Here is an 18348-nt window from a genome sequence, read left to right on the forward strand (position 1 = left end):
AGCAGGCCCGTATTTGAACACCAAACCGGGCAGAAAAGAAACTCTCTTCATTTCACGGGATCGGGGTCCCACCTAACGTTTTAGGAGTGTTTTTCAAAAGGCTTCCGCCTTCTCCCCGAAAAAGTTGTTTGCCAAGGGTATGCCGCATACGATGCGCTCCCGATAAGTAATCAACTCCGACGTTTGCCGTACGCGACGCGCGACAGCAAACGATTTCTCTGATTCACGGCATGTGCAGGGTTCTACAAATAAGCATCATTTGTGGTGGAGCCCTTTATTTGCCGCGTCAATCCTGGAGTTTTGCATGTTAAATCGAATCAAATCGGCGATGCAACAAGTCGCCAACCAATCAGCACGACAGGCGATCGCCACATCGATCTCCGTCCGCAGCACAGCCGGTCGCCTGGTTGCGACAGGGCGCCACGCAGTCATGGCTATGGGCCTGACCGCCATTGCCACCCTGGCCTTGATGTTTTTCAAACCGGAAATTGCAGACCGCATTCAAGCTCTGTCGCCATTCAGCGAAGCCGTTGCCTCACCAGCACCGCAAGAAATGCCGCCGATGGCAAATCTGATGGATGAAACAACCAGCGCTGCCGATACTGAAGCCGCAATCGCAAGCGTGTCATCTGGCAATAACGCCATGATAGGCACCGACTTGCAACAGCAACGTGTCACGCAATGGATTGCCAAGCGCTATCGCGTCGCCAACGATGCAACCAATATGCTGGTTTCTGCAGCGTACCTGACCGGTAAGGAAGTTCAAATCGATCCATTGTTGATTTTGGCAGTGATGGCGATCGAATCGCGCTTCAATCCGTTCGCGGAAAGCCCGGTCGGCGCACAAGGCCTGATGCAAGTCATGTCAAAAGTGCATCGTGACAAATTTGCAGAAATGGGTGGCACCCATGCAGCACTGAATCCAGTCGCCAATATCCGTGTCGGCGCCTTGATCCTGAAGGAATACGTGGCGCGTGGCGGCTCGGTTGAAGCCGGCCTGAAACGCTATGTAGGCGCAGCAGCTATGGATACCGACGCCGGTTATGGTGCCAAGGTTCTGGGTGAATATGATCGCTTGAAAGCGGTCGCAAGCGGCAAACGCATATCGGCTTTTGCCACGATGGCCAGCCGTGCAGCGCCACGGATTCAGCCAATTCCTAACGTGCTGCCGGAAAAAGCTGCCGACCTCAACAACGAAAAAACAGCATTGGAAGATCGCGCACGTCGCCAAGCCAATGTCGCGCAATACACTTCGCTGTAACTCGCCCAATATTCAAGCCGAAAATGACGTCGTAAAAAAAGGAGCCCAAGGCTCCTTTTTTATTGCTCGATTCAACCCTCAACGGCGCTTGGCAAAGAAAATCTGCAAGCGCGCTATCGCTTCCTGCAAATTCTCCATCGACGTCGCATACGACACGCGGATATATTGACGCGCGGTAGATGGGCCGAAATCCAGCCCAGGCACCATCACCACTCCAGCCTCGTTCAACATCGCTATCGTCAGCTGATCGGCATCATCCGACAAGGCGCTACAATCAGCGTACACATAAAAAGCGCCGTCAGGCATAACCGGGACTTTGAATCCCAAGCCTTCCAGCGCGGGCACAATATAGTCGCGACGACGCTTGAACTCTGCTTTGCGCTCTTCGTACACAGCCATCGCTGCCGGCTCAAAGCAGGCTAATCCCGCATGTTGCGCCAGGCTCGACGGGCAAATGAACAGGTTCTGCGCCAGTTTTTCGATAGGCGGCACCAGGGCTTCCGGCACCACCAACCAGCCCAAACGCCAGCCCGTCATATTGAAATACTTGGAAAAACTGTTAATCACGATCACATCATCGCCTAGCGACAGCGCCGAAAATGGCGCGGCGTCGTAGCGCAAACCGTGATAAATCTCATCGACGATGGTGAAGCCACGCTTCTCGCGCACGACTTCCACAATTCGCCGCAATTCATCTTCTTTAATTGAGGTGCCAGTCGGATTCGATGGCGATGCAAGCAGCACGCCGCAAGTTTTTTCTCCCCAGTTCTCTTGCACCATATCTGCGGATAATTGAAAGCGATGCTCAGGACCGCACGCAATCAGCTTCGATTTGCCATCAAATGCCGCGACAAAATGCCGGTTGCACGGATACGAAGGATCGGACATCAATACTTCCGCGCCTTTTTCAATCAGGGCAGCGCAGGCCAATAACAAGGCGCCAGATGCGCCAGCCGTGATGATGATGCGCGATGGCGCAACCTCGACACCGTATTTGTCACGGTAATGCAGGGCAATCGCTGCACGCAACTCCGGCAAACCAGTCGCCGACGTGTATTGCATCTTGCCGTCCGCCATGGCTTGCGATGCGGCGGCCTGCACCGAGGGCGCTGCGGTGAAATCCGGCTCCCCTATGCCCATGTGAATAATATGGCGCCCTTGCCGCTCGAGCTCGGCTGCCATCTTCGCCAGCTCCATGACATGGAAAGGCGCGATATTCTCGAGACGAGAAGCAAGTTGAGTCAGGTGTGAAGACAAGCTAATTCCCCAATGAAAACCGCCACCTGCATCCGATGATGGAAGCCAGGTGGCGATGTTTTAATACTTGCGATTGCTGCGGCAATGACGTCTTGACAAGAACGAAGTTGGCAATCAGCCCTTGCGCCCCGCATTGATCTCTGGCTCACGCACGCTTGCAGCAAACTTATCCAGCACGCCGTTCACATATTTATGGCCATCAATGCCACCAAACGATTTGGTCAACTCCACCGCTTCGTTGATAACAACCTTGTAGGGAATCTCGATGTGATTTTTCAATTCGAAAGCACCGATCAGCAAAGCCGCATGTTCCACTGGTGACAATGCCGAAATCTCACGATCGATCAGCGGTGTCAAGCCGGCGCGCAGCTCGCCCACTTGCTTGACGGTGCCATACAACAGCGCATCGAAATGCTCGGCATCAGCTTTGTCGAAACCATGTGCCTGACGAATATGCGCTTCAATCGTGCGGACATCTTCATTGTTCAACAGCCATTGATACAGGCCTTGCAACGCAAATTCACGGGCGCGATGACGCGGTGTACGGTTTTTGCTCGGATTGGCGTGGTCGGTTTTTTGGGTCATGGCTCACAGCACTTCATTTCGGAAGGCGCAAATAAGTTATAAGGCACGTACTGCAATAAAGCAGGCGATAGAGACTATGGCGGAAGATTATTCTTCGGCGTCACCAGCGTCAGCCAGATCTTCCAGCGCGATCGTCAGATTGGCCATCTCGACAGCGACACGCGCCGCATCGGCACCTTTTTCCGCCATGCGCGCTTCGGCTTGTTCGTCAGTATCAGTGGTCAATACCGCGTTCGCAATCGGCAGGCCGAAGTCGAGCCCCACGCGTGTGATGCCGGCGCCGGACTCATTCGATACCAGTTCAAAGTGGTAGGTTTCACCGCGAATCACCGCACCGATGGCGATCAGTGCGTCAAACTGCAAGGTCTCAGCCATCTTGCGCAAGGCGAGTGGGATTTCCAGCGCGCCAGGAACGGTGACATGCAAGACATCCTCGTCTTCTACGCCCAGATGCTTGAGTTCGGCCAGGCAGGCTGCCAGCAAACCGTGACAAACGTCTTGATTAAAACGTGCCTGCACGATGCCGATGCGCAAACCTTCTCCTGCCAAATTCATATCGTAGGTGCCAACTGTCATGGTATTTCCCTTCATGCGCGTAGCGCTGTATACATTATTACTGGTTCAACTTTGCTGTAGCGCGGCCTCGGGTGAATTGGCCTTGGTACAGCAACAGCTTATCTTTTGATTCAACTAAATAACTTCGCGAAAATTGAACGAATGCTCAATTTTCCGGCGTTGCCCGATAACCGGTTACTTCCAGATTGAAACCCGTCATCGACGGCATCTTGCGCGGATTGGCTAGTAGCTTCATTTTGCACACCGACAGGTCTTTCAAAATCTGGGCGCCGATACCGTAGGTACGCAGATCCATACGTGCCGCGCGCTGTTGCGGGCGTACATCCGGATTGGTCAGTGCCGCGAACTGGGAAAACAGCTCATCGGCCGACTCTTCACAATTCAACAACACCATCACACCGCGTTCGGACTGCTTGATCGCAGCCATCGCCGAAGCCATATTCCATGAATGCGTAGTCGCCTTGGTTTCCAGCAAATCAAGCATCGATACTGGCTGGTGCACGCGCACCAGGGTTTCCTCACCCGGTTCGATCACGCCATGCACGAGCGCCAGATGCGCACCGCCGCTAGGTTTGTCGCGATACAGCACGGCCTGGAAAGACCCGTGCACCGTTTCCATCGTGCGCTCGCCGATGCGATCGACAAAACTTTCGGTCTGGCTTCGATAGTGGATCAGGTCAGCAATCGTCCCGATTTTCAGATCATGTTCTTTTGCGAATTCAATCAAATCCGGCAGACGTGCCATCGTGCCGTCATCTTTCATAATTTCGCAAATCACCGCGGCCGGCGTCAAGCCAGCCAGTTCAGCAAAGTCGCAACCCGCTTCAGTATGGCCGGCGCGCATCAGCACACCACCCTTTTGCGCCTTCAATGGGAAGATATGGCCAGGCTGAACGATATCCGCCGGTTTTGCATTCCTGGCGACCGCAACCTGTATGGTTTTTGCACGGTCCGCGGCAGAAATCCCCGTCGTCACGCCTTCCGCCGCCTCGATCGATACCGTGAAATTGGTACCGTACGAAGTGCCGTTACGCGATGTCATCATGCCCAGCGCGAGTTGATCGCAGCGCTCTTGCGTCAATGTCAGGCACACCAAACCACGGCCAAACCTGGCCATGAAATTGATCGCTTCCGGCGTAACAAAATCTGCCGCAAGCACCAGGTCGCCCTCATTTTCACGATCTTCTTCATCGACCAGTATCACCATACGGCCGGCTCGCAATTCTGCGACGATTTCTTGGGTAGTTGAAATAGACATAGGAGGAATCTCGGAGTAGGCCGCTATTTTAAAGGATTTGGCGACCGCCGACCCCGTGGATTACAGAAGAATTGCCCGGTTTGCGCGAAAAAGGCCGGTTTACGCGCATCCACGCTCGATGAACAAGCCAAATTCAAATGAGCAGACTGCTGCCGCTCAGTCTGTACCCGCCAATATCAATCATCGAGCACCTTCCTGTCACCGCACACTCGGCTCTGCCTAATTTCCAACTTCGGCGGCAATCCCGATCGCGCTCTGAACGAGCAATGCGAGCGCAAATCCACGGCACTTGATATGGATCACATAACAACTTTTCCACTCATCTATTCTTAATTTTCTGTTCGCACCACCGATGGTCGCGGAAGAAAGTTTGTTTATCTACATCCATTAAATAAAAAATTGCTGATAGAAAGTGAGTTCAATCATGGCTACGAATTTGATGCGTTTTAACCCATTCAACAATATCGCCCGCTTTGAACCCTTCACGGGATTCGAAGATATGGTGCGGGAATTTGGTCTCGCCCCTGCCCTGCAGGCCTTCGAGGGCGGTCAGGAAATGAAAATGGATGTGTCGGAAACAGAGCAAGCCTACACCGTGAAGGCTAATGTCCCCGGCATGAAAAAAGAAGATATAAAAATTGATATCGACGGCAATCAAGTTTCAATTTCAGCACAGACCACACAAGTCAAAGAACAAAAAGAAGGCGAAACAGTGGTCCGCAGCGAACGATATTCCGGACGCTTGTATCGCAGCTTTTCGCTTGGACATGACATTGACGCCACAAATGCAACTGCAAAATATCAAGATGGTGTTGTCGAATTGACGCTTCCTAAAAAAGCCCGTAACGGAAGTCGGCAACTGACAATCAACTAGTCGCCAACGAAACGTACCAGCTATCGCGCTAACGCGGAACGAAAGCTGCCCTCGCATCGCAGCAATCATGATTAGACTGAGGATTGAACATGAAAAATATTCGATATTCCTTGTTGGCATTCTGTTTCCTGGTGCTTTCTGGCTGCGATCGCAACGAAATGAATGTGCCAAAATTAAAGCCGTCCGATGAAAAATCAGCATCGACAAACACGGCAGAAAAAGATCGCGAACAAAAGAATGCATTCTTGAAGGTCACTAGAGAAGAACTGGATCGTTTGCAGCAAGAACTGGACACATTGAAAGCGAAAGCAGCCAGCGCGTCAGAAACTGCGAAAGCGAAAATCGAGTCAGAAATCCAGGAGTTTCAGAAGCAGCAGCAAAACCTTGAAGCCAAATGGAATACGTTCAAGGAAGAAGGCAGTAATGCGTGGAGAGCCGTCGAGAAATCATTTAGGGAATCCATTGAAACCCTGAGGAATGCCATTCGAAAAGTGAGCACGAATTGAGGCTAGAAAAATTTGCCAAGACGCCATTTAATTGGTGCTTTTCCATTGCGCGATCCCTGTGCATCAGAGCAGACCAGATAACTTGTCAGCGCTGCCCACATGGTCACACATAGCCCATACCGAGGAGGATAGTATGAACTTGCGATCGACATCTTTTTTTATCGGCCTTCTATTGAGCCAAATGACATACGTCACTGCATCTCCTGTCGAATTCAAGACAGAACATGCAAGCTATATTTCCGGTGGTATTGGCTCGGATGAGGCCGCAGAAATGAGGGCAATGGCGCCTCGTTATACGTTGGAAATCGTATCTATCGTCAAATCAAAATCGGCGGGACGGGAACAATATACTGCCGACTTTCGCGTGCAAGTGAAAGACCTCAAAGACATGGTGCTTATCGATGCGGCATCGGAAGGGCCGATTTTTCTGGTTAATTTACCAAAAGGGAATTATCAGATAGCGGCTACTCAGAATGGCATCACAAAATCCCAGAAAATTTCCGTACAAAAAGGGACGCATAGGCGCATTGTATTTATATGGCAGGAATAATCAGACTTTTCAAACAATATGGGATTCACTTACCCACTGATCATGGCTGCAAGCAACCGGGAAATGATCGATTATCTGCACGCCGCGTTAAATGAAACTCGGTAGTTCTCAGGTGCAGCGCTGCTAGTGCTGTACCTACCTGCATTCCCTTCCGTGATCTCCGCTCCATCTCAACCGGCAATTTCATGCATGTTGATCTCATCAATAAGCAATCTGCGGCTAGAACCGTCTGACACCAGGCATATTCAATGCTGTCTGTCCCCCACATTATTGTCTTGCAACAACAGTTTCGCGCTATTTTTTGTTGTTTTTTTATTACCATTTATTTGATCTAGAACAGTAAAATAAGAGGTAGTAGGGTCACAATAAATTTAGTTAAGTAATTAAAAACCTTGACATGAATTTTTCGATTGCTACAGGTTTCACCCATATGGAGGGCGTCATGGCAAAGTCCTTGCAACCGCATTCGTCTTCTGGTGTTGAAAACTCTGTTGCTCGCAGCTGCTCGGCATGTAGCATGCGCCAGATATGCCTGCCAACCGGACTGAATGAACTTGAGACGCGACTACTGGATCAGATTATCGTACGCAAGAAAATTGCCAGGGATAGTTATCTCTATCGCATAGGGGATCCGTTCACCTCGCTCTATGCTGTGCGTGTTGGTCATTTCAAAACTTATCAAGAAAATCTCGCCGGTGACCGGCAAATCAACGGCTTCCAGATGAGTGGAGAACTCTTGGGCATGGATGCCATTAGTAGCGCACGTCATCAATGTGACGCGGTCGCATTAGACGATAGCGAAGTCTGCGTAATTCCCTACCCACAACTCGAATCATTATTTACAGAGATGCCGATGTTGATGCGTCATTTTCACCGTGTAATGAGCGAGGAAATCATGGGCGAACAAAATGTGATCATGATCCTCGGGAATATGTATGCGGAACAGCGCTTTGCGGCCTTCCTTATCAATCTGTCCAGGCGTTATGCGCTGCGAGGATATTCGCCAACCCGCTTTCAGTTGCGCATGACGCGTGAAGATATTGGGAATTATCTCGGCCTGACGATGGAAAGCGTTAGCCGAATGATTGCAAAAATGCGTAAAGAAGGAATTATCGAGGTGCGACAGCGTGATGTTGAAGTATTGAATTTATCAGCGTTAAACAGAATAGCGGCCGGCATAGATAGCAGCTCTTTGCACGCCAGTGTTGAGATGCCATCAGTCGTGACCGAATATAATTATTTATCTCCTCAGCTCACGCATTTGCAGCGTCTGGGGATCTTGAAGTAATCTCACGCAAGTCAGTATAAGCGGCACCAGAACTGTCACCGAGGCTTCATCGCTTTGGCAAATGGTTATGCCATATTCGAGAAGACCATCAATGCGATATGCGGCACCAGCGGCGCTTGCGTTCAGCATTCAAACCAAGGCCGCCGCAGGTTTTTCTTCGAGAAGGTTCATGCGCTCGAACGGCGCCGATCAACAATGTTGACGCAATGCTCAGGCGACAAATAACTTGTCAACAACCCTCGCCACACCACGCGTCTGTGCTGCAGCACTTAATGCTGCGCGACGTTCTGCGTAAGACGATACAGAGCCATTCAGCGTGATCTGATCACCGTTGACGACCACCTCGATGCCTTTGGTTTCCGAATGGGCGCGACGCTGTAAAGCAGCTTCGATATGACTTTTGATATCGCGCGGTGTCACAGCCGGCGTCACGGCAATCTGATTGCTGATACCGACGACACCGAGCAGGGTTTGCAACGCCCTCTCAGCTGCCTTGCGTTGGTACTGAAAATCCACACTGCCGGTGAGCGTAATCCAGCCATCCTCCACGACTATCTTGATGCCGTCTTTAGGTACCAGGGCATTCCACTCCAAAGCTTGTGCTGCGGTTCTTGCTATATCAGCATCGGTACGTTGACCCCAGCCAGGTAGCGCAACATCGATTTCGACTGCAAGGCCTTTGACATCAGCTACACGCTGCACTGCTTTTTCGGCAGCGTATTTTTCCGCATAGCTGTTCAACGTTCCCGATAAGGTCACGATGCCGTTGTGCACTTCGACACCTATTCCAGTCTCGTCAATTGCCGATTCCCATTCCAACTCATCAATCACATCCTGCTTCAACTGGCGATCGGTTTTCATATTCACCTCTTACACGTTAATGTCTGTCGGAATCTTTATGGGCCGGGATCAGCTCTCGCGTTCTACCTGAAAACGAGAACCGGAATTGTGCTGTGCGAAAGCACCTTTTGCGTTTCACTACCCAGCAGAACTTTATCGAGCCCTTTCTTTCCGTGGGATGCCATAAAAATGGTATCGCAATGAAATTGCTCGGCGGCCTTGATGATTTCCTGATGGGGGCGCGTTCCAGTGGCTGTATGCACTTCGCAGTCAACGCCGGCTTTTTTCGCACACTCGGAAATGAAATCCGCGTTCGCTGCAGCCTGCTGTTGCATGTCGTCTTCGATAGCACGCAAATCGTAATCGAGGAACACTTCCGGAAATACTTCCGCGACCGACAAACCTACTATTTTGCTGCCGTAAGATGCAGCAAAATCAACTGCGGCCGTTATCGCCTTTTTGGACAAATCGGAACCATCTGTCGCCACCAATATTGTCTTAAGCATGCTGCCTCCCATGAAAGAAAATTTGTTGAAATCATCCTAGGCGCAAGATGGAAGCGCAACTTGACATGGATCAATAGTCATCTAATCAAAAAAGAAATCTGCAAGACAGGGATACCAGCACAAAAAAACTGCGCATGGAAAGCCCTCTGCCGTTTGCATAACGTAACAAATGAACGCATAGAAACGTGCAGTCTTGATCTGCATCAAGTCAGTACGCGGACGCGTTGCTAGGCTAACCGCATTGCTCTTTCGAAGGTCCGCAATGCTTGAGAAGAATCCCTCTGACAGTCTCGCTTTTGAGCGCATGGCTAGTGCATGGCTTACCCCCTTGAGCTATCAATATCCTGAGAGCGCGAATGATTCAGCGCCTTTGGATCTAATGAGTAATGCCTGGCTGGGACGCGTGACCTCCAATATTTCACCGGCGGCCATGTTCAATGCGTTTGCCGACTGGCTGATCCATCTATCCTTATCGCCATCGAAGCGCGTTGTTTTGCTGGAGAGAGCTTGGCAAAACAGCTGGCGCTGGCATCTCTATAATCGCAATTGCATCAGCACTGAAGACCAGTCACAGCCCTTCTGCATCGCGCCTTTATCGCAGGATCAGCGCTTCAGGGATCCCGCGTGGCAAACGTGGCCGTTCAATGTCATCTCACAGGGATTCTTGCTGCAACAACAATGGTGGCATCGCGCAACCACGGGAGTCAGAGGCGTATCCAAGCACCATGAGGAAGTCGTGACATTTACAGTCCGACAGTTGCTGGACACACTGGCACCATCAAATTTTCCGTTGACCAACCCTGTGATACAACAAGCCGCCATCCAGTCATGGGGTAACAATTTTTTGCAGGGCTGGCTTAATGCAACCGAGGATTGGCGACGCAGCATTACAAGCGACACGAATGAAGCCGCCGATACATACAAGGTCGGCAGAGATATTGCCATCTCACCTGGCAAAGTGGTCTTTCACAACCATCTGATCGAGCTGATTCAGTACACACCAACGACCAAAACAGTGCATGCACTGCCCTTGCTGTTCGTACCGGCATGGATAATGAAGTACTACATACTCGATCTGTCGCCACAGAATTCGCTGGTCAAATATATGGTCAGCAAGGGCTATACCGTATTCATGATTTCATGGAAAAATCCATTGGCCGAAGATAGGGATTTGTCGATGGAAGATTATCGCAAGCTGGGTCTGATGGCTGCGATCGACGCCATTACGGAGCTAACGCATGCCCGAAAAATTAACGCAGCAGGATATTGTCTGGGCGGCACCTTGTTGTCGATTGTGGCGGCCAGCATGGCACGTGACGGCGACCAACGCATTGCCAGTGTCAGTCTGTTTGCATCGCAGGTCGATTTTGAAGAGCCCGGAGAACTATCTCTCTTCATTGATGAAAGTCAAATCAGTTTTCTGGAAGCCATTATGTGGGATCAGGGCTATCTCGATACCAAACAAATGGCGGGTGCGTTCCAGCTCTTGCGCTCCAATGACTTGATCTGGTCGCGCAGACTCAACCAGTATTTGCTCGGGCGGCGCGAGAAAAAAAGCGACCTCATGGTCTGGAATGAAGATGCGACGCGCATGCCGTACCGGATGCATTCGGAATATCTGCGCCATCTTTTCCTGCACAACGACCTCGCCGAAGGCAGATACATTACGGATGGCAAGTCGATTCATCTGGTCGACATCAGCATTCCCATCTTCGTGGTTGGCACACTAACCGATCATGTTGCGCCATGGCGTTCGGTATTCAAAATTCATCGCCTGTCCGATACTGAAGTTACCTTCGTACTTACTTCCGGCGGCCACAATGCCGGCGTGGTATCTCCCCCAGGACATCCTTATCGCAGCTATCAGATCTCCACCCACGCCGATAAGGAATTGGCGATGGATGCCGACACATGGCAAGCCACCACTGAACACAAAGAAGGATCATGGTGGATTGCATGGGAATCCTGGTTGCGCAAGAAATCCGGCAAACGTATCCCACCTCCCCTGATGCCGGCACATAAACCTTCGGCACCCGGGAAGTATGTGATGCAACCATGACGCAGAAATCGAGCTCCATCGGCAGGTTTGGTGCGGAGAGATATTATTTTTCTGTCGGCTGACGATATCATTCCTAGCGATGTTCGTATCCTGTCGGCCACAGTCCTGTTCATCAGTCAGGCAGCATTGACCGATGAATCGCCATCCATTGAAAAAGCGCCTTCTGCGATCGCACAAATGATACGAACGCATTCTCGGATATCCTTAATCTTGCATTTATGGGGTACGAGGTCAGGAGCGGCGCCGGGATTTCTACCTGCTGGCGAACCAATTATTGAAATCGTCGTTCATATCGCGGTTCGGCTTGAAATGGCCTATGCTTGCCTTATCGCTACAGAAGATTTGATTGATATCAAAATGCTGAAGGTAGATAGATCGTAAGCTTTTCCACAGAGCAAGCATGCATATGCAACTCAGCATGACCTTCGAATAAATACGCATCTGGTTTTAAATCCTTGATGTCCGCATTTGCGGCGCCCGCATCGCCCAAAGAATGAGCGCGTTGCTGCACATGCCCCTTGCTCCCTCGCAGTTGTCGCCTTGCCTAGGCCGAGACGCACCGCACTTGTACCTGCATATGCGCATCCTGCATGTGGTTTGCTTTCTACCTGGAGAAATACATGAGTACGGATGATCTACGTATTGTTAAAAATCGGGTATTCGACGAGATCGCGATTGGCGACGAAGCATTTACAGAGCGCACGCTTACAACTGAAGATATCCAGCTTTTTGCGATTCTATCGGGTGATGTCAATCCGCAGCATCTGGATCAGCAATTCGCTTCTTCAACCCGTTTTCAAGGCGTGATTGCCCACGGCATGCTGGGTGGTGCGCTGATATCAGCAGTGCTCGGCACGCGCCTGCCGGGCCCGGGCACTATCTATCTGGCGCAGACCTTGAATTTCAAGGCGCCTGCTCGCATAGGCGACACATTAAGAATAAATGTGCGCGTCACAGCACGCCACGAGGCAAGTAAGCGGCTGACACTGGCCTGCTCATGCGTCAACCAGGATAGCGTTTGTGTGCTGGAAGGCGAGGCAGAAGTGATCGCCCCGACCGAGCCTATTTCGCTGCCACGTACCACGCTCCCCGAAGTGCGATTGCTGGCCGGAGATAGCGGCCTGTTACGGCTACTGGAATACGTCCGGCCTATGGGGGCGATTACCGCGGCGGTCGTCCATCCTTGCGATGCACTTAGCCTTTCCGCTGCACTGGATGCGCAGGCAGCCGGCTTGATCATCCCTATACTGGTTGCGCCGCGGGCCAAATTACAAGCCATCGCGGACAGTAACAGTCTGGATATTTCAACTCTGCGGATTGAAGATGTTCCTCATAGCCATGCCGCCGCAGCGCGCGCCGTCGCACTGGCGGCCAAGGGCGAAGTCGCGATCATCATCAAGGGCAGCCTGCATACGGACGAACTGATGTCAGCCATACTGGCTTGTCCTGAACTACGTACAGAACGTCGTCTCAGTCATTGCTTCCTGATGCAAACGCCGGCGTATCCACGTCCTTTTATCATCACGGATGCAGCCATCAATATCGCTCCCAATCTCGATGAGAAAGCCGACATCATCCGCAATGCCATCGGCCTTGCCCAGGCTATCGGCGTACAGCAGCCGCGCGTTGCCATACTGGCGGCAGTGGAAACGGTCAATCCGCGCATGCCAGCAACACTCGATGCCGCCGCCTTGTGCAAAATGGCCGATCGCGGTCAGATCAAAGGAGCATTGCTGGACGGCCCGCTGGCATTCGACAATGCCATCTCTATCGCCGCAGCACGCATCAAGGGAATTACTTCCGAGGTCGCTGGACGTGCCGATATCCTGGTAGTGCCCGACCTGGAAAGCGGCAATATGCTGGCCAAGCAGCTCGAATATCTGGGCGGCGCAGCGAGCGCCGGTATTGTCATGGGGGCGCGGGTCCCGATAGTGCTCACCAGCCGAGCCGATTCGCGAGAATCACGCATCGCTTCTTGCGCGATTGCGCTGATACTGGCACATCAGGTCAAGAAGGTGGCGTCATGAGCAAGCGCATTCTGATATTGAATTGCGGTTCTTCCAGCATCAAGTTTGCATTATTCGACCCGACCGCGCTGTCCAGCCGCAGTCCCTTATGGAGTGGCAAGGTTGATGGCATAAGCAGCGCCACGCCGACATTTGAATCCTCTGATACCTCTCCTGGGCATCTTTCCATCGGCGCAGACGCCCCGTATCACGATGCTCTGCAACACATCCGGCAACATGCCCTGCAGCAGCTTGGCGGGGATCAACTGGTTGCCGTCGTACATCGCGTAGTCCATGGCGGCAGCAAATATTCAGCCCCGGTGCGCGTCGACCATCAGGTCTTGTCGGACTTGCGCAGCTATATACCACTCGCTCCCTTGCACCAACCCTTCGCGCTGGAAGCCATTGAAAGTCTGTTAAAAGCGCAGCCTGAACTGGTACAGATTGCCTGTTTCGATACCACTTTCCATCGTGATTTGCCACGCGTCGAAAAGATGCTGCCGCTGCCATATTCAGCGTGGGAGCGCGGCTTGCAGCGCTATGGCTTTCATGGTTTGTCTTACGAATACATGTCTATCATTCTGGCGGAACGCTACGGCGATCTGGCGCGCAATAAAACCATCGTCGCGCATCTTGGAAGCGGTGCAAGTCTGTGTGCCATGCAAGGCCTGCGCAGCGTCGCGACGACGATGGGATTCTCCGCACTTGATGGCCTGATGATGGGTACGCGCTGCGGAGCACTGGACCCCGGCGTGCTGTTATACCTGATGGAAACCGAGCAGTTATCGTCGCAGCAGCTGGGGCATATGCTCTACCATGAGTGCGGACTGCTGGGAATTTCCGGCGTGTCATCCGATCCGCGTCAGCTGCTGCCGATTGAAAAAGACAATCCGCGTGCGCACGATGCGCTCGCACTATACGTGCGCAGGATAGTGCGAGAAATTGGCGCACTGACTGCAGTTCTGGGCGGTTTGGATATGCTCGTGTTCACTGCAGGCATTGGCGAAAACAATGTGGAAATGCGTTCACGCATATGTAGCGACCTGCAATTCCTGGGACTGACCTTGAACGATCAAAAAAATTTGGTCAATGCCTCAACCATCTCTTCGTCCGACAGCCGTATTTTAGTGACAGTCGAAACGACCAATGAAGAATGGATGGCAGCGAGTTTGGCAACGACGCTGTTGCCAAACTGACAGACACTGCCAACATAAAAAGTGCTGATTATCCACGCGCCAATCAACCCTCGCGTTCAAATAGCAAAGTACACCCGTTCACTGTTTTGCGCTACGCGACTTTGCCTGGTGATCCGCTGCCTTGCTTGCGGCTTGATGTGCGAAATTGGCACTAGCGGTATCCATGGAATGGAGCACGCTGTTGTTCCAGTTAGCATATCCTTTACTGGCTTGTTCAACCATACTCTGCAGCATGGATATCCCGGGGAAATTAGCGTTCGCAATATTCGCTTCCGGAGCGCTCGCCACATCATCGCTCATGCTCGCAATCTTGCTGGCCTGTTGCTGCGCCACTTTCAACATATCGGATTGCAGATCAAGCATGATTTTTGTCAGGTGCTGCCCATAGGAAGTGGCAATCTCGACGTTCCTCTTTAATTGATTGGCATCCAGTAGCGGAGGAGTGGCATTACCATCCATCTGCTTTATTTGCTCAGACTGAGCGGACCAGTTTGCACGAGCCTGCTTCAAGAGTTCAAGATTCAAGTCTGCAATTTTAAATGCGACATCAAATGTCTTGCCCGCAGCTGCGTTATACAAACCCAGTTCCGTACTCAATATACTCTTCAAATTATCGGGCGCGTTCATTGTAGAAAATGGAAACATAGTGTGCTCCTTGGTCGAGACCTTCATTAAACAAAGCCGACATGTTGCGGCTGTCTTTCAGTCGAGTGTGTCGGTTTAAAAACAGAATGATTGATCGGTTTGGCACCCGCTGCCTTCAACGCTTTTACAAGCGAGGCATCCATCTTGACCAGATGCCACAGAAACCATTGAGGCAACATGTTCAATACTTGGCGAGGCAGCAGATAATCGCCATTGATCGCCTTCGCAACAGCATCGTGTACCGTACCGAGCAATTCAGCGTGCTGTTCACGATGTACACGCAAATCCGGATAATCCATTTGTTCCATCAACTCTTCCTCTCCCCGGAAATCCATTTCCAACAGCTCTACCAATTGCGGCAAGCGTCGGGAGAACTCAAAGTTCGGAGCTTGCATCATGTCCATGATTTCACGCATCAATACTTTATGCGCTTTATCCATTTCGATAATGCCCACAGATATCTCCGGCTGCAAAAAAATTTGTTCCATGTACTTCTCCTGAAATAAATTAAATAAATTAAGTTGAAAATGGTGAGGTTCAACATCAAGCCATGAACTGTCCACCATTGACATCAAAGGTTGCGCCAGTAATGAAACCGGCTGAGTTATCAGCCAGAAACACGACGAGCCGGGCAATATCACTCCCCGATCCCAAATGCCCCACGGGAATACCTGCCATTATTTTTTCCAGTGCTTCCTGCGGAATGGCGGACACCATATCCGTATCGCAATATCCAGGTGCAATCGCATTCACAGTGATGTTCTTGCGTGCACTTTCAAGTGCGAGAGATCTGGTAAATCCAAGAATGCCCGCCTTGGCAGCGGCATAGTTCGTCTGCCCCATCTGTCCACGTTCACCATTGATAGAACTGATGTTGATAATTCTTCCGAAGCTACGCGCGCGCATACCTTCGATGACATTGCGGGACATATTGAAGACAGAACCGAGATTTGTATTAATGACGTCCATCCACTGGCCTGGCACCATATGATGCAAAACAGTGTCGCGAGTGATGCCGGCGTTATTCACCAGTACATCTATGCAACCTATTTCTGCTTCCACGATGCGAATGCCCTCCTCGCATTGCGTGTAGTCAGAAACATCCCAGCAAAAAACCGGAATAGATGTACTTTCTCTGAACGCGTGCGCGGCATCGACATTACTGTGATAAGTCACTGCAACATCGTAACCGGCGGAATGCAATGCAACTGCAATTGCAGCACCTATTCCTCTAGTGCCACCGGTTACCAACGCAATTTTTTTCATTGACACAAAATCCCAAAGAAGTCAGTTCGGCTAAAAGACAAAATGTATTGTTAAATTGACTCGCCAATTTGATCCATATCAATTTCAGGTGAATTCCGACATTCGAAATATTCTGTCCATTCACTCTTGCAAAACAACTTCTTGCTGCAGTGAAATCGAATCAATGTTTTCATCTCTGCACATGCGAAGGATGTATATTTCCGGAGAGATTTTCCTTGCTGGATGGAACGCTTATTTGTTGCCACCTCCATTGCGATCTACTGCTGATTTAAACAGATTAGGAAGATGGCGATGACTTTTCAAGTCATTCAATAATCGATTTATGCGATTGCATATTCATAAATAATCTGATGTAAAACACCGTGCGCAGAGATTGTTTTTATCTACATGAGGCGGTGGCATTTACACAGGTATACCTAGCATTGGCATCTTCACCAGATGAAGGATGCATCGATCATGAAAGCCGAATGTGCACTGACTATTTGACTTGCAGCGCGAGATCAGGGGAAGAAAATGCGCGATCAGATACCAATATTTTGAATACAAGAAAGTGCGCAAAGTAAGACCGGACTTCAACCTGGAAGTATTCTGACCACCATGTCACGACATATCGGCATGCGACCTGCAAGAGGTAGATTAGGTCAACGTGGGCTGACACTGCAACCTCCATCGACCGGCGTGAGTGGGAACTATCAGCCCCGTTAAAGAACGAGACCGCGCCTATCCATAGGCAAGGATTGGACAAAGCGGGTAAGCAGCTACTTTTGCGCAGCGCGATTTAAATGGTCGGATGACCGAGGCAGGCTTTGCGAAGAAGGGAAACCAAGTTTCCCGAAAAGAAATAAGTCTGCAAAAAAAAAACGGAAAGCAGACTTATTATCGAACTCAATGATGTTTAAAATCGGGCGTGCTTGACGGGATTCAAGTCGGCCATTGATCGGCAAACAAGATACCTCCGCGTCACTTTTGTTACAAGATCACTGCCATCCATGCGGCACGTCTTGATGCATGATTTTCTGAAAAATTATTCTGCCGCCGCTGTCAGCATTCTTTCCACATAGCGCGCGATCAGGTCTATCTCGAGATTGACCTTGCTGCCGGCTTTCAAATTCTTAAGCGTAGTAACCTGAACTGTGTGCGGGATCAGGTTCACGGAAAATTCACACGTATCCTTTAAGTCATCAACGGTATTTACCGTCAACGACACGCCATTAATGACGATAGAACCTTTGACTGCGATATATTTTGCCAGCGCTTTTGGTGCTTGCACCGCCAGCAACCATGACTCGCCGACAGGTTCGAATTTACTGACAACACCCAAGCCGTCAACATGCCCCGATACCAGATGACCACCCAGACGCTCTGACAGCGTGACCGCCTTTTCCAGATTAACTTCGCCGATGGCATCCAGACCCGATGTGCAATTCAAGCTTTCACGTGACACATCCACCGCAAACTCTTGATCCGTTTTGCTCACCACGGTCATGCATGCACCGTTCAAGGTAATCGAGTCACCCAATGCAACATCAGCCAGCGGCAAGCCGCCGGCATGAACTGTCAGCCGATGTCCGGCAGCGTCGTCGCCTAGTGGCGAGATGGCGGTGATTTTTCCAACGGCAGCGATAATTCCAGTAAACATGACGGTATCTAAGTAAAAGGGGCTAAATGAAAAAAT

19 protein-coding genes are annotated in these 18348 nt (G+C 50.9%); 9 read left to right on the forward strand and 10 right to left on the reverse strand.

Annotation, left to right across the window (positions count from 1 at the left end):
* The first annotated feature begins 304 nt into the window (after window positions 1–304).
* Window positions 305–1261: a lytic transglycosylase domain-containing protein gene (locus tag ACFQO0_RS14905; RefSeq protein ID WP_382236107.1), complete on the forward strand. Its 957-nt coding sequence runs from the start codon at window positions 305–307 to the stop codon at window positions 1259–1261.
* 78 nt (window positions 1262–1339) lie between these two features.
* On the opposite strand, the gene ACFQO0_RS14910 is transcribed toward ACFQO0_RS14905, so the two are convergent.
* From ACFQO0_RS14910 to ribBA, 4 genes are all read right to left on the reverse strand, one after another.
* A complete protein-coding gene (locus ACFQO0_RS14910) occupies window positions 1340–2518 on the reverse strand; it encodes a pyridoxal phosphate-dependent aminotransferase (RefSeq protein ID WP_382236110.1) in 1179 nt (392 codons plus the stop codon).
* Between the two features lie 114 nt (window positions 2519–2632).
* The gene (gene nusB, locus ACFQO0_RS14915) at window positions 2633–3103 is read right to left on the reverse strand and encodes a transcription antitermination factor NusB (protein ID WP_382236113.1); all 471 of its coding nucleotides are present in this window, start codon (window positions 3101–3103) and stop codon (window positions 2633–2635) included.
* Between the two features lie 87 nt (window positions 3104–3190).
* Entirely contained in the window at window positions 3191–3679 is a 489-nt protein-coding gene (gene ribH, locus ACFQO0_RS14920; protein ID WP_382236116.1) for a 6,7-dimethyl-8-ribityllumazine synthase, read from the reverse strand.
* A gap of 145 nt (window positions 3680–3824) precedes the next feature.
* Entirely contained in the window at window positions 3825–4937 is a 1113-nt protein-coding gene (gene ribBA, locus ACFQO0_RS14925; protein WP_382236119.1) for a bifunctional 3,4-dihydroxy-2-butanone-4-phosphate synthase/GTP cyclohydrolase II, read from the reverse strand.
* A gap of 424 nt (window positions 4938–5361) precedes the next feature.
* Here ribBA and ACFQO0_RS14930 point away from each other — a divergent pair, with 424 nt between their 5' ends.
* From ACFQO0_RS14930 to fnr, 4 genes are all read left to right on the forward strand, one after another.
* Window positions 5362–5811, forward strand: a complete 450-nt coding sequence (locus ACFQO0_RS14930) for an Hsp20/alpha crystallin family protein (protein ID WP_382236122.1) — start codon at window positions 5362–5364, stop codon at window positions 5809–5811.
* An 89-nt stretch (window positions 5812–5900) separates the two neighbouring features.
* On the forward strand, window positions 5901–6317 hold the full coding sequence (locus tag ACFQO0_RS14935) for a sll1863 family stress response protein (protein ID WP_382236125.1): 417 nt from the start codon (window positions 5901–5903) through the stop codon (window positions 6315–6317).
* 181 nt (window positions 6318–6498) lie between these two features.
* On the forward strand, window positions 6499–6867 hold the full coding sequence (locus ACFQO0_RS14940; protein WP_382236128.1) for a hypothetical protein: 369 nt from the start codon (window positions 6499–6501) through the stop codon (window positions 6865–6867).
* Between the two features lie 442 nt (window positions 6868–7309).
* Window positions 7310–8155: a fumarate/nitrate reduction transcriptional regulator Fnr gene (gene fnr, locus ACFQO0_RS14945; RefSeq protein WP_382236491.1), complete on the forward strand. Its 846-nt coding sequence runs from the start codon at window positions 7310–7312 to the stop codon at window positions 8153–8155.
* A 210-nt stretch (window positions 8156–8365) separates the two neighbouring features.
* On the opposite strand, the gene ACFQO0_RS14950 is transcribed toward fnr, so the two are convergent.
* Window positions 8366–9016: a BON domain-containing protein gene (locus ACFQO0_RS14950; RefSeq protein ID WP_382236131.1), complete on the reverse strand. Its 651-nt coding sequence runs from the start codon at window positions 9014–9016 to the stop codon at window positions 8366–8368.
* Between the two features lie 62 nt (window positions 9017–9078).
* Window positions 9079–9501, reverse strand: coding sequence for a universal stress protein (locus tag ACFQO0_RS14955; RefSeq protein WP_382236494.1), 423 nt, complete (start codon window positions 9499–9501; stop codon window positions 9079–9081).
* 262 nt (window positions 9502–9763) lie between these two features.
* Between ACFQO0_RS14955 and ACFQO0_RS14960 the strand changes: the two genes are divergently transcribed.
* From ACFQO0_RS14960 to ACFQO0_RS14975, 4 genes are all read left to right on the forward strand, one after another.
* Complete coding sequence (locus ACFQO0_RS14960; protein ID WP_382236134.1) at window positions 9764–11560, forward strand: PHA/PHB synthase family protein; 1797 nt, start codon at window positions 9764–9766, stop codon at window positions 11558–11560.
* 30 nt (window positions 11561–11590) lie between these two features.
* The gene (locus tag ACFQO0_RS14965; RefSeq protein ID WP_382236137.1) at window positions 11591–11941 is read left to right on the forward strand and encodes a hypothetical protein; all 351 of its coding nucleotides are present in this window, start codon (window positions 11591–11593) and stop codon (window positions 11939–11941) included.
* Between the two features lie 239 nt (window positions 11942–12180).
* Window positions 12181–13587: a bifunctional enoyl-CoA hydratase/phosphate acetyltransferase gene (locus ACFQO0_RS14970; RefSeq protein ID WP_382236139.1), complete on the forward strand. Its 1407-nt coding sequence runs from the start codon at window positions 12181–12183 to the stop codon at window positions 13585–13587.
* Window positions 13584–14762 (forward strand): acetate/propionate family kinase, encoded by a 1179-nt coding sequence (locus ACFQO0_RS14975; protein WP_382236142.1) that lies wholly within the window; start codon window positions 13584–13586, stop codon window positions 14760–14762. The genes ACFQO0_RS14970 and ACFQO0_RS14975 overlap by 4 nt, the downstream gene beginning before the upstream one ends.
* Window positions 14763–14840: 78 nt before the next feature.
* On the opposite strand, the gene ACFQO0_RS14980 is transcribed toward ACFQO0_RS14975, so the two are convergent.
* The 4 genes from ACFQO0_RS14980 to ACFQO0_RS14995 form a co-directional block, all read right to left on the reverse strand.
* Window positions 14841–15407: a hypothetical protein gene (locus ACFQO0_RS14980; RefSeq protein ID WP_382236145.1), complete on the reverse strand. Its 567-nt coding sequence runs from the start codon at window positions 15405–15407 to the stop codon at window positions 14841–14843.
* A gap of 26 nt (window positions 15408–15433) precedes the next feature.
* Complete coding sequence (locus ACFQO0_RS14985; protein WP_382236148.1) at window positions 15434–15979, reverse strand: bacteriohemerythrin; 546 nt, start codon at window positions 15977–15979, stop codon at window positions 15434–15436.
* On the reverse strand, window positions 15951–16673 hold the full coding sequence (gene phbB, locus ACFQO0_RS14990) for an acetoacetyl-CoA reductase (RefSeq protein WP_382236151.1): 723 nt from the start codon (window positions 16671–16673) through the stop codon (window positions 15951–15953). Before phbB ends, ACFQO0_RS14985 begins: the two co-directional genes overlap by 29 nt.
* A 1024-nt stretch (window positions 16674–17697) precedes the next feature.
* Window positions 17698–18312: a riboflavin synthase gene (locus tag ACFQO0_RS14995; RefSeq protein WP_382236154.1), complete on the reverse strand. Its 615-nt coding sequence runs from the start codon at window positions 18310–18312 to the stop codon at window positions 17698–17700.
* Between the last annotated feature and the right edge of the window lie 36 nt (window positions 18313–18348).

The organism is Herminiimonas aquatilis (genome assembly GCF_042665175.1).
In the GTDB taxonomy this organism is placed as follows: Bacteria; Pseudomonadota; Gammaproteobacteria; order Burkholderiales; family Burkholderiaceae_D; genus Oxalicibacterium; species Oxalicibacterium aquatilis.

Coding starts and splice junctions, on each gene's coding strand:
- ACFQO0_RS14905 (WP_382236107.1), top strand. CDS start 305: ATGTTAAATCGAATCAAATCGGCGATGCAACAAGTCGCCAACCAATCA.
- nusB (WP_382236113.1), bottom strand. CDS start 3,103: ATGACCCAAAAAACCGACCACGCCAATCCGAGCAAAAACCGTACACCG.
- ribH (WP_382236116.1), bottom strand. CDS start 3,679: ATGACAGTTGGCACCTACGATATGAATTTGGCAGGAGAAGGTTTGCGC.
- ribBA (WP_382236119.1), bottom strand. CDS start 4,937: ATGTCTATTTCAACTACCCAAGAAATCGTCGCAGAATTGCGAGCCGGC.
- ACFQO0_RS14930 (WP_382236122.1), top strand. CDS start 5,362: ATGGCTACGAATTTGATGCGTTTTAACCCATTCAACAATATCGCCCGC.
- ACFQO0_RS14935 (WP_382236125.1), top strand. CDS start 5,901: ATGAAAAATATTCGATATTCCTTGTTGGCATTCTGTTTCCTGGTGCTT.
- ACFQO0_RS14940 (WP_382236128.1), top strand. CDS start 6,499: ATGACATACGTCACTGCATCTCCTGTCGAATTCAAGACAGAACATGCA.
- fnr (WP_382236491.1), top strand. CDS start 7,310: ATGGCAAAGTCCTTGCAACCGCATTCGTCTTCTGGTGTTGAAAACTCT.
- ACFQO0_RS14950 (WP_382236131.1), bottom strand. CDS start 9,016: ATGAAAACCGATCGCCAGTTGAAGCAGGATGTGATTGATGAGTTGGAA.
- ACFQO0_RS14955 (WP_382236494.1), bottom strand. CDS start 9,501: ATGCTTAAGACAATATTGGTGGCGACAGATGGTTCCGATTTGTCCAAA.
- ACFQO0_RS14960 (WP_382236134.1), top strand. CDS start 9,764: ATGCTTGAGAAGAATCCCTCTGACAGTCTCGCTTTTGAGCGCATGGCT.
- ACFQO0_RS14970 (WP_382236139.1), top strand. CDS start 12,181: ATGAGTACGGATGATCTACGTATTGTTAAAAATCGGGTATTCGACGAG.
- ACFQO0_RS14975 (WP_382236142.1), top strand. CDS start 13,584: ATGAGCAAGCGCATTCTGATATTGAATTGCGGTTCTTCCAGCATCAAG.
- ACFQO0_RS14980 (WP_382236145.1), bottom strand. CDS start 15,407: ATGTTTCCATTTTCTACAATGAACGCGCCCGATAATTTGAAGAGTATA.
- ACFQO0_RS14985 (WP_382236148.1), bottom strand. CDS start 15,979: ATGTCAATGGTGGACAGTTCATGGCTTGATGTTGAACCTCACCATTTT.
- phbB (WP_382236151.1), bottom strand. CDS start 16,673: ATGAAAAAAATTGCGTTGGTAACCGGTGGCACTAGAGGAATAGGTGCT.
- ACFQO0_RS14995 (WP_382236154.1), bottom strand. CDS start 18,312: ATGTTTACTGGAATTATCGCTGCCGTTGGAAAAATCACCGCCATCTCG.